The following is a 13,429-nucleotide window of genomic DNA, read 5'->3' as shown; positions in this document are numbered from 1 at the left end:
AGTCAGGCGTGCTGTTCTTGACGGGCAATTCGTGAGCTGGACCGTTACCGTCACCAATACGAGCAACCAACCCTTCACCCGCGTGGCCATGGGGTACACCACTGGGCTGCTCCCGGACGGCTCCTGTGACTACCTTGCGCCGGGCGCCTCGGCATTGGGCACCCTGCCCGTTGAAGGCGGGCCTCCGGATATGAAGAAGGTCTACGTCGACGTCACTGACTCCGCGGCCCGACGCTGGCGCAGATGGGGCTCCGGCATTCTGCAGCCCGGCCAGCGGCTACCTGATGGCACCTTTTCATGGGGCCCAGCAGATGCGCCGGTGGTAACACCTCACGTTCCCCTGGGCTCGCCGTGGTCCTCTCCACCCGCCCGGTGTCGTTCCGGGACGCGCGTCATGTCGAGAGTGGGGCTGGCCCTCATCTCCGCTGCGGCGTTGGCGTGGTCTGTTGTGACGCTGATCCGTTAACTACGCCCGTAGTTGCATTCCGGTCGATCACCCTCCACACTGTGCCGCAGATCTGGCATGCCCGAAAACAATCAGCTCCCGCCACCACGCGAGACTCACACGGCATGATGGCTCCCTCCCGCTCAACACCCCTGGGGGGACCATGAACCACCGCACCACCACCGTCGGTCTGCTTCTCACCACAGCCCTCGCCCTCACCGCCTGCTCGTCGAGCGACGACAAAGCCGACGACAAGCCGAAGGCCAAGCCCAGCGCCGCCGCCTCGGAGCAGACGCAGAAGGACGACGTCGCGCGATCGGCCGGCTTGCCGCCGAAGCCCGACGCTGCCGAGCAGGCCAAGCTCATCCGCGCCTTGCAGGCCGCAGCACCCGACGTCGTGCGCTACGAGGACAAGGCCGTGAATGCCGCGCGCAACCAGTGCATGGCGATCAACAAGGATGGCCAGCGTCTCAACTGGCTGGCGTCGCAGCGCTTCACGTACAAGGACGTGAAGACGACGGAAGAGCAGGGCGCGAAGATCAACGACGTGCTCAAGGCGACGGGTTTCTGCAAGGTCTGACCCACGACGAGCCCGGCCGCGACCATACTGCGGCCGGGCCTTCGCACGCCCGCTGGAGGTGACCCCGTGGCCGTACGCCGGGACATGCACAAGGTCACCGACGAGGAACGCGCCGGGATCGCCCGCCTGCACGGCGAGGGCAAGGGGCGCAACGAAATCGCCCGTATGGTCGGCCGTGCCCAGCGCACCGTCAGCATCGTATGCGGTGAAGAGGGCCTCGTCTTCGACGTCACCATGACCGAGGAAGCCACTCGCCACCGCGTCGCTCAACTCGCCGACCGACGCGCCATGCTCGCCGAGGGAAGTCCCCGTGACGGTCGGGCTAGGCGAGGCCGTCACCGTCGCCGGGACGATCACTCTCGACGTGCGGGGTGGCAAGGTCGAGGACTTCCGCACCCCTACGCCGAGGCGCTGCGCGAGATCGCCGATGCCATCGAGCGGGTGTCTCTGGATGACGACGAGGACGGGTGGATGATGCCGCTCCCAGTATGGGCATCGCCTGGCCGCCCGTCCACCCGGCTGTGCGAGCCGACATGGCCGACTGGTCGACCTGGCTCGCCGCGAACCGAACCCCGACCGGCTCGCCTCCGCTAGCTCAACCGGCACCGCGACAACGCCCGCTTCGGGCCCGCGAACCGGCCGAGCCAGTACCGCGGGGGCGTCGTCGACCGCGTGAGCCGCTGATTCTGGGGCGAGCCGACACCGCTCGGCGAGAAGCGCTCCAACCTGTTGATGCCTCTCGCCCGGGACCTCGTCCGCACGTCCTCCGACCTCCTGAGCAGTCAGGGGGAGGGCTCAATTCCGCCCCCAGGTGGTAGCCCGTCCCCTGGCATCAGGACGGACGTACGGCCCCCGTGGAGGATGACCTCTGCGGGGGCCGTACGTCCGTTTCCCCTGAGAGCAGGGCGGGAGACAAGTGGGAGATGATCAAGGAGAGTGACTTCGGTTGCCCTCTATTACCCTCTGGTTCTTCCAGGAAAGGCTAGGGATGAGGGCGGAACAACCGCCCACCCCTCACCCCGCCGACTCCCCCGCATGCGGACTCAGCACACCCATGCCGACCAGCACGACCAGCACGATGCCGAGCAGGATCCGGTAGTAGACGAACGGCATGAAGCTCTTCGTGGTGATGAACTTCATGAACCAGGCGATGACCGCGTAGCCGACCACGAAGGCGATGATCGTGGCGAAGATCGTCGGGCCCCAGGAGACGTGGCCCTCGCCCGCGTCCTTCAGTTCGAAGGCGCCGGAGGCGAGGACGGCGGGGATGGCGAGGAGGAAGGAGTAGCGGGCCGCCGCCTCGCGGGTGTAGCCCATGAGGAGGCCGCCGCTGATGGTGGCGCCCGAGCGTGAGACGCCGGGGATCAGGGCCATCGCCTGGCAGACGCCGAAGATGAGACCGTCCTTGACGCCGAGTTCCTTGAGGCTCTTGCGCTCGCGTACGGCACGGTGTTTGCCGCCCGTCTCGTCGCGGGCCGCCAGGCGGTCGGCGATGCCGAGGACGATGCCCATCACGATCAGCGTGGTGGCGATCAGGCGCAGATCGCGGAACGGGCCCTCGATCTGGTCCTTGAACGTGACGCCGAGGACACCGATCGGGATCGAGCCGACGATGACCAGCCAGCCCATCTGCGCGTCGTGGTCCGAGCGCGGCACCTTGCCGAGGAGCGAGCCGAACCACGCCGACAGGATCCGCGCGATGTCCTTGCGGAAGTAGATCAGCACGGCGGTCTCGGTGCCGATCTGCGTGATCGCCGTGAACGCGGCACCGGGATCGTGCCAGCCGGCGAACGCCGCCGTCAGCCGCAGATGCGCGCTGGAGGAGATCGGGAGGAACTCGGTCAGTCCCTGGACGAGCCCGAGGATGAAGGATTCAAGCCAAGACATGAAAACTGCGCCGTCCAAGTACTGATCATCAGGCCGCGGATGCGGTCGAAGCGGTCATAGCGGGGCGTAGCTGAAAGGGCGAGGGAGGGTGAGGGGTGATCACGTCCCTCGTTGGGGGCAGCGTAGCGGTCCTGGGTTACGGGACGGTGGGAGGGCCGACCGGGGAGTGTGTGCGAGGGCTCGTCGGCGGGGCCGGCATGGGGCCTGTCGTCGTCCAGCCCGGGGTCTGCGGATGCGCGGTGAGGTCGTCGTGGTGGACCGCGTCGCCGCAGGCCGAGCACGTCACCACCGGAACCAGTTCATGGCCGCAGGCGTGTTCGAGCACCATCGGGCGCTCGCGGTCCCCGCGCAGGTGGCGGTCGCCCCAGGCCATCAGGGTCATCAGGACGGGCTCCAGTTCGAGACCGGCGGCCGTCGGCCGGTAGAGGAAGCGCTGCGGGCGTTCGCTGTACGTCACCTTCTCCAGGACGCCGGCTTCGACCAGGCGGCGCAGGCGCGTCGCGAGCACGTCGCGGGGTGCGCCGATGTTGCGTACCAGCTGGTCGAAGCGCTCGTTGCCGAGGCACACCTCCCGGAGCACGAGCAGGGAGTACTTCTCACCGACGAGGGCGAGGGCGTTGGCGATGGAGCAGGGGCGCGGATCCTTCATGCGGGCAGTCTAGGGCGCCAGCCGTAGAGGGTTTGTTTTTCCAACTCACTTGGCTATGGTGAGTTTGGATTTCCTACTCACTGGTAGCAGTTCAGTAGCAGTTCACTGGTAGTCGAAAGAGGCCCGCACCATGCGTGACGCCGTCATCGTCGAAGCCGTACGCACCCCCGTCGGCAAGGGCAAGCCCCAGGGCGCCCTCGCCGCCGTCCACCCCGTAGAACTCCTCGCCCACACCCTGCGCACCCTCGTCGAACGCGCCGGAATCGAACCGGCCCTGGTGGACGACGTGATCGGCGGCACCGTCGACCAGGTCGCCGAGCAGGCCATGAACACGACCCGTTACGCCGTCCTGTCGGCCGGCTATCCCGAGTCCGTGCCCGCGACCACCGTCGACCGGCAGTGCGGCTCGTCCCAGCAGGCCGTGCACTTCGCGGCCCAGGGCGTCATATCGGGCGCGTACGAGATGGCCGTCGCCTGCGGTGTGGAGTCGATGAGCCGCGTGCCCATGTGGTCGAACGTGCCCGAGGGGGCCGACCCGTTCGGGCCCGGCGTCGCCGAGCGCTACCCGGAGGGCCTCGTCCCGCAGGGCATCAGCGCCGAACTCATCGCCGCGAAGTGGTCCATCGGGCGCGAACGGATGGACGAGTTCGCGACGACCTCGCACCAGCGGGCCGCGCGCGCCTGGGACAGCGGTCTGTTCGACGCCGAGACCGCGCCGATCACGGGCCTCACGCGCGACGAGTCCGTACGCCCCACCACCACCCCCGAGATCCTCGCCGGCCTCAAGCCCGCCTACCACGACCCGCACTTCGGCGAGCGCTTCCCGCAGATCGACTGGTCCGTGACGGCGGGCAACGCCAGCCCCGTCAACGACGGTGCGTCCGCCGTTCTCATCACGACCAGCGAGAACGCCGCCCGGCTCGGCCTGCGCCCGCTCGCCAGGCTGCACAGCTTCGCCGTCACCGGTTCCGACCCGCTCCTCATGCTCACCGGCATCCTGCCCGCCACGGAGAAGGTGCTGCGCAGGGCCTCGCTGACCCTCGACGACATCGACCTCTTCGAAGTCAACGAGGCCTTCGCGAGCGTCGTCCTCGCCTGGCTGCAGGAGACCGGCGCCGACCCCGGGAAGGTCAACGTGCACGGCGGCGCCATCGCCCTCGGCCATCCGCTCGGGGCCAGCGGCACCCGGCTGATGACCACGCTCGTCCACGCGATGCGCGTACGCGGCGCACGGTACGCCCTGCAGACCATGTGCGAGGCGGGCGGACTCGCCAACGCGACGATCCTGGAAGCGCTGTAACGCGACAACAGAGGTGAGGGACGACCGCGGCGGGCTCAGCGGTCGCGGAAGTGGTGGCGCTTGCACCACGCCACCACCGCTCCGCCCAGACCCGTCACCGCGATGAACCCCATCGCGATCAGGAAGACGGGCGACGTCGGCGTCGACGCGCGGGCGCCCGCGATGACGTAGGCCGCCGTGTTGGGGATCGAGCCCAGGCCCGTGGCGAGCAGGAACGGCAGCCAGCCCATGCGGGACACCGCGGCGCAGTAGTTGGCGGCGGCGAACGGCACGCCGGGGAACAGCCGCACGGCCAGCATCGACCGGAACCCGTGCCGGCTGAGCTGGCCGTCGGCCGCCTTCAGCCAGCGGCCGCGCAGCAGCGGACGCAGCGCGTCCTGGCCGAGCATCCGGCCGAGCCCGAAGGCGATCCCGGCACCGAAGACCGTGCCGGCGATCGCCGCGCCCAGCCCCGCCTGTGAGCCGAAGAGCGCGCCCGCCGCCAGATTGAGCAGCGGCCGCGGCACGAACGCGGCGGTGCACGCCCCGTACGCCACGGCGAACAGGGCCACCGCCGTGGCGCCGCCCAACTGCGCGGGCCAGCCGTCGGAGAGGAGGCGCTGCGGCTCGAAGAGGAGCACGCACGTGGCCGCCGCGGCCAGCAGCGCCACCAGCAAGGACAGCCGCGACCACGGCGAGAGCAGCACTCTGGCGCAGCGCACGGCGAGGCCCTGCGGGCGGGCGGTGACGGTCTCGGACATCCCGGAAGCGTAACCGGCGCATGTGTCTGATCGCCGTATGGTGCGTCTCATGAGCGTCACAGTCCCGGAAACGCCTCCGCGAAGTGAGCTGGCCGACACGGTCCTCGAACGGTTCGTCACGACCTACCGGGCAGCGGCCGATCCGGAGCGGGCCGCGCAGATGAGGGCGTACATGAAGGACGTCGCCCCCTTCCTCGGACTGGCCTCGCCGGTGCGCCGCGAACTGTCCCGCGCCGTCCTCGCCGGCACCCCGCGCCCCGACGAGACCGACTGCACGGCGATCGCGCTGCGCTGCTGGGAGCTGCCCGAGCGCGAGTACGCCTACTTCGCCGTCGACTACCTGCGCCGCCACGTGCGGCGCTGCTCCTCCGGCTTCCTGCCCGTCGCCCGGCACCTCGTCACGACGCACTCCTGGTGGGACACGGTCGACCTGCTCGCCGCGCACGTCGTCGGCGGGCTGATCACGGCCGACCCGACGCTGCGGAACGCCATGGACGAGTGGATCGAGGACGAGGACCTGTGGGTGGCCCGCACCGCCCTTCTCCATCAGCTCCGGTACAAGTCGGCCACCGACGCGGAGCGCCTCTTCGCGTACTGCGTACGTCAGTCCGGGCATCCCGACTTCTTCATCCGCAAGGCCGTCGGCTGGTGCCTCAGGGAGTACGCCAAGACCGCCCCGGAGGCCGTACGCGCCTTCGTGGAGCGGGAACGATGGAGGCTGGCGCCACTGTCGGTGCGGGAGGCCCTGAAGAACCTCTGAACTCGTCCTTCCGAGCGTGCCGTTCACGCGAAAACCATTCGACGTGCGCGTCTCCTTCGGTGAGGATCAGGCACATGTTCCGGTACGCCTTCCTCGCAGCCACGCCCGCAGTCGCGGGCGCTGCGAAGGCTGCCGTTCCCGCACTCGTCGCCTTCGTCGCGCCCGCCGCCTTCGACGGCACCCGAAGCTGACCCTCCCCGGACATTCCGGCGGACCCCGCAGGGGGAGGGTCGGTCAGGCCCCCGGGGTCCCCGTCCCGACCGCGCGCACGCACGCCGCGGGACCGGGAGAACAGCTTCGAGTTCCGGAGAAGGAACCACCATGTCCAAGACCGCCTACGTCCGCACGAAGCCGCACCTGAACATCGGCACCATGGGCCACGTCGACCACGGCAAGACCACGCTGACCGCCGCCATCACCAAGGTCCTGAGCGAGCGCGGTACCGGTGGCAGCACGCAGTACGTCTCCTTCGACCGCATCGACCGCGCGCCGGAGGAGGCGCAGCGCGGCATCACCATCAACATCGCGCACGTCGAGTACGAGACCGACACCAGGCACTACGCGCACGTGGACATGCCGGGCCACGCGGACTACATCAAGAACATGGTCACCGGCGCGGCGCAGCTGGACGGGGCGATCCTCGTCGTGTCGGCGCTCGACGGGATCATGCCGCAGACCGCCGAGCACGTGCTGCTCGCCCGGCAGGTCGGCGTCGACCACATCGTCGTCGCCCTCAACAAGGCCGATGTCGGGGACGAGGAGCTCACCGACCTCGTCGAGCTCGAAGTCCGCGACCTGCTCTCCGCGCACGGATACCGAGGGGACGCGGTCCCCGTCGTACGGGTCTCGGGGCTCGGGGCGCTGGAGGGCGACCCGCGGTGGACGGCCTCGATCGAGGCGCTGCTGGACGCCGTGGACACGTATGTGCCGATGCCCGAGCGCTATCTCGACGCGCCGTTCCTGCTGTCCGTCGAGAACGTGCTGACCATCACCGGGCGCGGCACCGTCGTCACCGGCGCCGTGGAGCGCGGCACCGTCCGCCTCGGGGACCGCGTGGAGGTGCTCGGCGCGGACACGGAGACGGTCGTCACCGGCCTGGAGACCTTCGGCAAGCCGATGGAGGAGGCGCAGGCGGGTGACAACGTGGCGCTGCTGCTGCGCGGTCTGCCGCGTGACGCCGTACGACGCGGTCATGTGGTCGCGGCGCCCGGCAGCGTCACGCCGCGGCGGCGCTTCACCGCGCAGGTGTACGTCCTGTCGGCGCGCGAGGGCGGCCGTACGACGCCGATCGCCACCGGGTACCGGCCGCAGTTCTACATCCGCACCGCGGACGTGGTCGGCGACGTCGACCTCGGCGAGGCCGCCGTGGCCCGCCCCGGCGACACCGTCACGATGACGGTCGAGCTGGGCCGCGACGTACCGCTGGAGACGGGCCTCGGCTTCGCGATCCGTGAGGGCGGCCGCACGGTCGGCGCGGGCACGGTCACCGGAGTCGCGTGAGCGGAACCGGGTGAGCGGAGTCGGCCTTCGCGGCTCGTCGGCGCGGCTCATCGGCTGAATCAGCGTCTCCGGGCGTGTCCAGGAGGAGGGTGCGGCGTTGATCTCGCGGGTGCCCACACAGAGTGCTGCTCCGGCCGCGCGACACGGCCAGGCGCCCGCAAGCTGAACGAATCATCAAGGAGAACCACCATGAAGAAGACGATGAGTGTGGTGCTGGGCACCGGTGCCCTCGTGATGGGCGCCGCCGGTATGGCGACCGCCGACGCCGGCGCCCAGGGCGCGGCCGTCAACAACCCCGGCGTCATCTCCGGCAACACCCTCCAGGTGCCGGTGCACATCCCGATCAACGCGTGCGGCAACACCGTCGACATCATCGGCCTGCTGAACCCGACCTTCGGCAACAAGTGCGTCAACGACTGATCGGACGCACCTGCCCGCGGTGACCACAGGGGAACCCTTGCGGCACCGCGGGCCGAACGAAGCGAGCGCGTCACCGACCTTCCCTATCGGTGACGCGCTCGTCCGCGTTGAGCGCGAGCCCGCCCCGGGTCGCGGGTTCGTTGCGGAAGGGCTGCTCCTTCACGACTGCTCCTTCATGGCTGCTCCTTCACGTCTCCCGTGAAGATCGCCGTCTCCGTCTCCATGTCCGGCGACACCTCGATCTGGATGGTGTCCTCCGTCTTCGGCATCTCGCAGGCCCACGTCACCGTGATGGACCGGCCCGCCAGGAGCCGCGTGTCGGGTCCGCCGTTCAGGCCCCGCTCCGCGCATCGAGTGCGACGGCGATCACGTCGCGCAGGTGTGCGGTAGCTGACAGTTCCGAATGTCGTACCCATCGCCTAGGCTGATGCCATGCCCTTAACCCCTCCTCCCCATGGTTCCGCGCGGTCTTCCGCCGAACTGAACGAGCGGATCCGTGGCCTGTGGCTGCGCGCCGGCGGTCGGCTCTCCGCCGAACAGCGCAGGGAGTACGAGCAGTTGGTGACGGAGTGGGCCGCCGCGGTCCGCGAGGAGATGGTGAAGGCCGCGTAATGAGGAGAGGGTGAAGACCGCGTAGGTGAAGCCGTCCGCCCCGCGCCGCCGCGGCGGACAGGGACTCGCGGACCAGGGCTCCGCCCACATCGATCAGCACGCCCCCTTGGCTCGGCACCTCGCGTGCCCAACACTGAGCCGATGACGCAGCGCGTGGAACTCGCCGCCGTGATCGACCGGTTGGCCGTCGATGCCCTCATCACCGAGTACGCGGTGACCGTTGACGACGGCGACTGGGACGCCTACCGACAGCTGTTCGCCCCGGGCGGGCGCGCCGACTACCGCTCCGCGGGCGGCATCGAAGGAGAAGCCGACGAGATCGCCACCTGGCTGGCGGAGACGATGCGGATGTTCCCCATGCGCCAGCATCTGATCACCAACCGCAAGCTGGAGTTCGGCACGCTCGACCAGGACGTCGGCGACACCGCCCACGTACAGGCCGACTATGTGAATCCCATGCGGTTCGTGGAGCGCGCCGACCCGGCACCGCGCTCGGAGCCGTCGACCGCCCCATTGCCCGCCCCGTCCACCGCCCCGGACTTCGTCTGCGGCGGCCGCTACGGCTTCGCGCTCCTGCGTACGCCCAGTGGGTGGCGGTTGCGCCAAGTGGTCGTCACGGAGAAGTGGCGCCAGGTGGGGGGCGCGCGGGAGCGGTCCGAGCGGCGGGCGGCGGCCTCCGACACGTGACCTCCGCTCGACCTTCCCTCAAGGCCCGCCCGGAGGTCCTGACCATCCATCCCTGGCCCACTGTCCTAGATCGTCTTTGGCGAGCACACTGATGGGTACGTGAGTACGACCGGCGTCGGGGGGCGAGGGAGGCACTGCATGGACCAGTTCGGCGACGGCCCGCGGGAGCGGCTCAGGCCGCGTGTCGCGCGAATGCTCGCGTCGCGCTGGTGGCGCGGCGCCCTCGCCGTCACGGCCGGGGCGCTGCCCGCACTGGCGTTCCCCGCACCGTCGCTGTGGTGGTTCGCGTACGTCGCGCTCGTGCCCTGGATGCTGCTGGCCAGGTCGGCCCCGACCGCCCGGCGGGCCGCGCTCGACGGCTGGCTCGGCGGCCTCGGCTTCATGATCGCCGTGCACCACTGGCTGCTGCCGAGCCTGCACGTCTTCACGATGGTCATCGCCGCGCTGCTCGGCCTGCTGTGGGCTCCCTGGGGCTGGCTGGTGCGCCGGTTCCTCGGCGGAGTACCGACGTCCGGACGTGCCGCGGCCGCACTCGTCGTGCTGCCCTCGGGCTGGCTGATGGTCGAACTGGTCCGGTCCTGGGAGGGCTTGGGCGGGCCGTGGGGCCTGCTCGGCTCCAGTCAGTGGCAGGTGACACCCGCGCTACGGCTCGCCTCGGTGGGCGGGGTGTGGCTGATCAGCGCGTTCGTCGTGGCGCTGAACACGGGGTTCGCGCTCTTGGCCGTCGCCGCGGCGGCGCGCAGGTCGTCTCCGCCTGCTTCTTTCGCTTCGGCTGTGTCATCTGCATCGGCTGTGTCGTCTGCGTCGGCTGCCTCGGCTGCTGGTGCACCGGATTCGTACGTACCCGTCCCCCGTACGTCGACTGCGCGGACGTCGCCCTCACGTACCTCCGTCGCGCCTGCGTCCTCCACCCCGGCCGCCCCCACCGCCCCCGTCGTCCCCGCCCTCGCCGGTCTCCTCGCCGTCGCCACCGCCACCTCCGCCGCCTGGGCCTGGGCGCCCCGGCCCGAGCCCGCCGGGCACGTCCGCGTCGCCGTCGTGCAGCCGGGCATCATAGAAGACGGCATCGCCAGCGCCGACAAGCGGCTGGCCCGCGAGGAGGCGCTGACCCGGACGCTGGTGGGCCGGGACCCGGACCTCGTCGTCTGGGGCGAGAGCAGCGTCGGCTACGACCTGGCCGACCGGCCGGACGTCGCGCGCCGGATCACCGCGCTCTCCCGCGAGGTCGGCGCGGACATCATGGTGAACGTCGACGCCCGCCGCTCCGACCGGCCCGGCATATTCAAGAGTTCCGTCCTGGTGGGCCCGGACGGGCCGACCGGCGACCGCTACGACAAGATGCGGCTCGTGCCCTTCGGCGAGTACATCCCGGCGCGGTCCCTGCTCGGCTGGGCGACGTCCGTCGGCAAGGCCGCGGGCGAGGACCGCAGGCGCGGCGACCGGCAGGTGGTGATGGACACCGGACGCGCCACCGAAGCCGGACACAGCCTGCGCGTCGGTCCTCTCGTCTGCTTCGAGTCGGCGTTCCCCGACATGAGCCGTCGGCTCACCCGTGACGGCGCGCAACTGCTGCTCGCCCAGTCCGCCACGTCGTCGTTCCAGTCCAGTTGGGCGCCCGCCCAGCACGCGTCGCTCGCGGCGGTGCGGGCCGCCGAGACCGGCCGCCCCATGGTGCACGCCACGCTCACCGGCGTCTCCGCGGTCCACGCCCCGGACGGTTCGCGCGTCGGCAGCCCGCTCGGCACGTCGGCGAGCGCCGCGGCGGTGTACGACGTACCGCTGGGCGAGGGCGAAACGGCCTACGTCAAGTGGGGCGACTGGCCCGTGCACGCCGCGCTCGCCGTGCTCGCGGCGCTGGCCGCGGCCGAGGGACTGCGCGCCGTCAGGCGGCCTGCTCCACAGCGGCACGGACCACGCGCTCGCACAGTTCATGGGTCGCCAGTGCGTCCCGGGCGCTGAGCACCTTGCCCTCGCGCACGGCGTCGAGGAAGGCGAGCACCACCTGTTCGATGCCACGCTGGCGGGCCACCGACACCCAGTCGCCGCGCCGCCGCACGCTGGGCTGGCCCTTGTGGTCGACGATCTCGGCGAGGTTGATCACCTGCCGCTTGGCGTCCTGCCCGGAGACCTCCAGGATCTCCTCCGAGGAGCCGCTGAGCCGGTTCATCATGCCGATCGCGACGAACCCGTCGCCGGCCAGCTGCACCACCACGTGGTGCATGAGCCCGTCCTCGACGCGGGAGCGCACCGTGACGTCGTCGACCGGGCCCGGCGCCAGGAAGCGCAGGGTGTCCACGACGTGGATGAAGTCGTCGAGCACGAGCGTGCGCGGGTCCTCGGGCAGGCCCACGCGGTTCTTCTGCAGCAGGATCACCTCGCGCGGGTGCTCGACACACTGCGCGTAACCGGGTGCGTAACGGCGGTTGAAGCCGACGGCGAGGCTCACCCCGCGCTCCTCGGCGAGGCGCACGAGGCGCTCGGAGTCGGCGAGTTCGTACGCGATGGGCTTGTCCACGTAGGTCGGCACGCCCGCTTCGACGAGGCGGGCCACGATCTCCGGGTGCACGGCGGTCGGCGCGTGCACGAAGGCGGCGTCGAGGCCCTGGGCGAGCAGGGCGTCCAGATCGGTGTGGCGGCGGGATTCCGGGATGTGGTGGACGTCGGCGACCCGGGCGAGGGTGGCGGGCGTACGCGTCTGCAGGTGCAGTTCGACCCCGGGCTGGGTGGTGAGGACCGGCAGGTACGCCTTCTGGGCGATGTCGCCGAGTCCGATGCAGCCGATCTTCACCACTGTCTCCCTACCGACCACTGCCACTGTCGCTCTCACTGCCACTGGCCCGGTCTACCGCTGTGCTGGCTCGCGAACCGCCGCCTCCGTGCTCCGCCCGGGGGTCGCGGTCGTCGTTCCCGCAGCATACGGGGCCTGCGGGCGACACCAGTCGGCGATGGGGGAGAAGCCGAGCGGGACGAGGGCGGAATGAAGGCGGCATGAGGTGGGGGCCGAGCCGCGCCGCCGTCGAGATGAGGGTGTCTCGATGGCCTGGTTGCCGCCCCGCCCGAGGCTCGGTGCTCGATGTCATCGCGTGCGCCGCGTCGCCGACGCGGCCGTGGTGGTCTGCGGCGAGCGGCGTCGCGCTCGTCAGGTGTCGTGCGTCGTCGCGCAGGGTGTCCTCGTCACCGACGCGGCGATCAGGCCGGGGGGCGAGTCGTGCACTGTGAGAGGTGGCCCCCTCCCCCTTTATCCCGCCCCTCCGTCACCCGTACAGGGCAACCTCGCGAATTTCACTCCCAACGTGCGCCGGGCGCACCATGGTTGTGCGGGTGCCTCGACCGACGACCACTGCCGCCGCCGCGATCCTCGTCTCCGTCGCCGTCTCGGCCGCCGTCTCCGGCTGCGTGAGCGTCGAGCAGCCCCCGGAACCCGCCCCCTCCGCGGTCACCGGCCCGCCGCCCGCGGCCCGCACCGACGGGACGAACCGGCCGCACCTCGTGCAGGCCCCGGCCCGGGAGGCACTGCAGCGCATGGGCCCGCCCCGGCGCCCCTCCCCCCGGCAGACCGAAGCCGGAACCCAGCGTCCCGGCCCGCCCCACAGCCACGACCGCCCGACACCAGCCGCACCCCCGCCCCCACCCGCAGCGCCAGTGCGCAAACCTGCCCCCGCGCGGCCCGACGCGCGAGCCCCCCGGCCCGCCCCGCCCAAGGCCCCCGCCGCAGGACGGGGCACGGACGTCTGCGCACTCGGCGAGGCGTACGGCAACTGGGACCCGGACAGCCCGCAAGCCGTCATCTGCCGTAACACGTACGGCCGTTGACCCCGAGAGGCGCGCCCCCTACTGCCCCCCTCGTCC

14 protein-coding genes are annotated in these 13,429 nt (G+C 70.8%); 10 read left to right on the top strand and 4 right to left on the bottom strand.

Features of this window, described 5'->3' with window-relative positions; translation table 11 throughout:
* The first annotated feature begins 608 nt into the window (after positions 1-608).
* Entirely contained in the window at positions 609-1,025 is a 417-nt protein-coding gene (locus tag AB0H82_RS22325) for a hypothetical protein (RefSeq protein WP_362995293.1), read from the top strand.
* An 84-nt stretch (positions 1,026-1,109) separates the two neighbouring features.
* On the top strand, positions 1,110-1,619 hold the full coding sequence (locus AB0H82_RS22320) for a helix-turn-helix domain-containing protein (RefSeq protein WP_362995398.1): 510 nt from the start codon (positions 1,110-1,112) through the stop codon (positions 1,617-1,619).
* Between the two features lie 420 nt (positions 1,620-2,039).
* Here AB0H82_RS22320 and AB0H82_RS22315 read toward each other — a convergent pair whose 3' ends face one another.
* A complete protein-coding gene (locus AB0H82_RS22315; RefSeq protein ID WP_362995291.1) occupies positions 2,040-2,912 on the bottom strand; it encodes an undecaprenyl-diphosphate phosphatase in 873 nt (290 codons plus the stop codon).
* 136 nt (positions 2,913-3,048) lie between these two features.
* Complete coding sequence (locus AB0H82_RS22310) at positions 3,049-3,561, bottom strand: helix-turn-helix domain-containing protein (RefSeq protein WP_362995289.1); 513 nt, start codon at positions 3,559-3,561, stop codon at positions 3,049-3,051.
* Between the two features lie 130 nt (positions 3,562-3,691).
* Between AB0H82_RS22310 and AB0H82_RS22305 the strand changes: the two genes are divergently transcribed.
* Positions 3,692-4,861: a thiolase family protein gene (locus AB0H82_RS22305; RefSeq protein ID WP_362995287.1), complete on the top strand. Its 1,170-nt coding sequence runs from the start codon at positions 3,692-3,694 to the stop codon at positions 4,859-4,861.
* Between the two features lie 35 nt (positions 4,862-4,896).
* Here AB0H82_RS22305 and AB0H82_RS22300 read toward each other — a convergent pair whose 3' ends face one another.
* The gene (locus AB0H82_RS22300; protein WP_362995285.1) at positions 4,897-5,601 is read right to left on the bottom strand and encodes a TVP38/TMEM64 family protein; all 705 of its coding nucleotides are present in this window, start codon (positions 5,599-5,601) and stop codon (positions 4,897-4,899) included.
* A 49-nt stretch (positions 5,602-5,650) separates the two neighbouring features.
* Here AB0H82_RS22300 and AB0H82_RS22295 point away from each other — a divergent pair, with 49 nt between their 5' ends.
* The 6 genes from AB0H82_RS22295 (at position 5,651) to lnt (ending at position 11,539) form a co-directional block, all read left to right on the top strand.
* Entirely contained in the window at positions 5,651-6,361 is a 711-nt protein-coding gene (locus AB0H82_RS22295; protein WP_362995283.1) for a DNA alkylation repair protein, read from the top strand.
* Between the two features lie 321 nt (positions 6,362-6,682).
* A complete protein-coding gene (tuf, locus tag AB0H82_RS22290) occupies positions 6,683-7,861 on the top strand; it encodes an elongation factor Tu (protein WP_362995281.1) in 1,179 nt (392 codons plus the stop codon).
* Positions 7,862-8,050: 189 nt separating this feature from the next.
* Positions 8,051-8,281 (top strand): chaplin, encoded by a 231-nt coding sequence (locus AB0H82_RS22285; protein WP_362995279.1) that lies wholly within the window; start codon positions 8,051-8,053, stop codon positions 8,279-8,281.
* A gap of 432 nt (positions 8,282-8,713) precedes the next feature.
* On the top strand, positions 8,714-8,893 hold the full coding sequence (locus tag AB0H82_RS22280) for a hypothetical protein (RefSeq protein WP_362995277.1): 180 nt from the start codon (positions 8,714-8,716) through the stop codon (positions 8,891-8,893).
* A 141-nt stretch (positions 8,894-9,034) separates the two neighbouring features.
* Positions 9,035-9,580 (top strand): nuclear transport factor 2 family protein, encoded by a 546-nt coding sequence (locus tag AB0H82_RS22275; RefSeq protein WP_362995275.1) that lies wholly within the window; start codon positions 9,035-9,037, stop codon positions 9,578-9,580.
* Between the two features lie 192 nt (positions 9,581-9,772).
* Complete coding sequence (gene lnt, locus AB0H82_RS22270; protein ID WP_362995396.1) at positions 9,773-11,539, top strand: apolipoprotein N-acyltransferase; 1,767 nt, start codon at positions 9,773-9,775, stop codon at positions 11,537-11,539.
* Here lnt and AB0H82_RS22265 read toward each other — a convergent pair.
* The gene (locus AB0H82_RS22265) at positions 11,463-12,368 is read right to left on the bottom strand and encodes a Gfo/Idh/MocA family oxidoreductase (RefSeq protein ID WP_362995273.1); all 906 of its coding nucleotides are present in this window, start codon (positions 12,366-12,368) and stop codon (positions 11,463-11,465) included. The two genes, lnt and AB0H82_RS22265, sit on opposite strands and share 77 nt — an antisense overlap.
* Before the next feature lie 533 nt (positions 12,369-12,901).
* Between AB0H82_RS22265 and AB0H82_RS22260 the strand changes: the two genes are divergently transcribed.
* Positions 12,902-13,393, top strand: coding sequence for a hypothetical protein (locus AB0H82_RS22260; RefSeq protein WP_362995271.1), 492 nt, complete (start codon positions 12,902-12,904; stop codon positions 13,391-13,393).
* The last annotated feature ends 36 nt before the right edge of the window (positions 13,394-13,429 follow it).

Source organism: Streptomyces sp. NPDC050732 (genome assembly GCF_040654255.1).
Classification (GTDB): Bacteria; Actinomycetota; Actinomycetes; order Streptomycetales; family Streptomycetaceae; genus Streptomyces.
The sequence above is the reverse complement of the archived record's forward strand: the minus strand, read 5'-3'. Positions and strand labels throughout refer to the sequence as shown.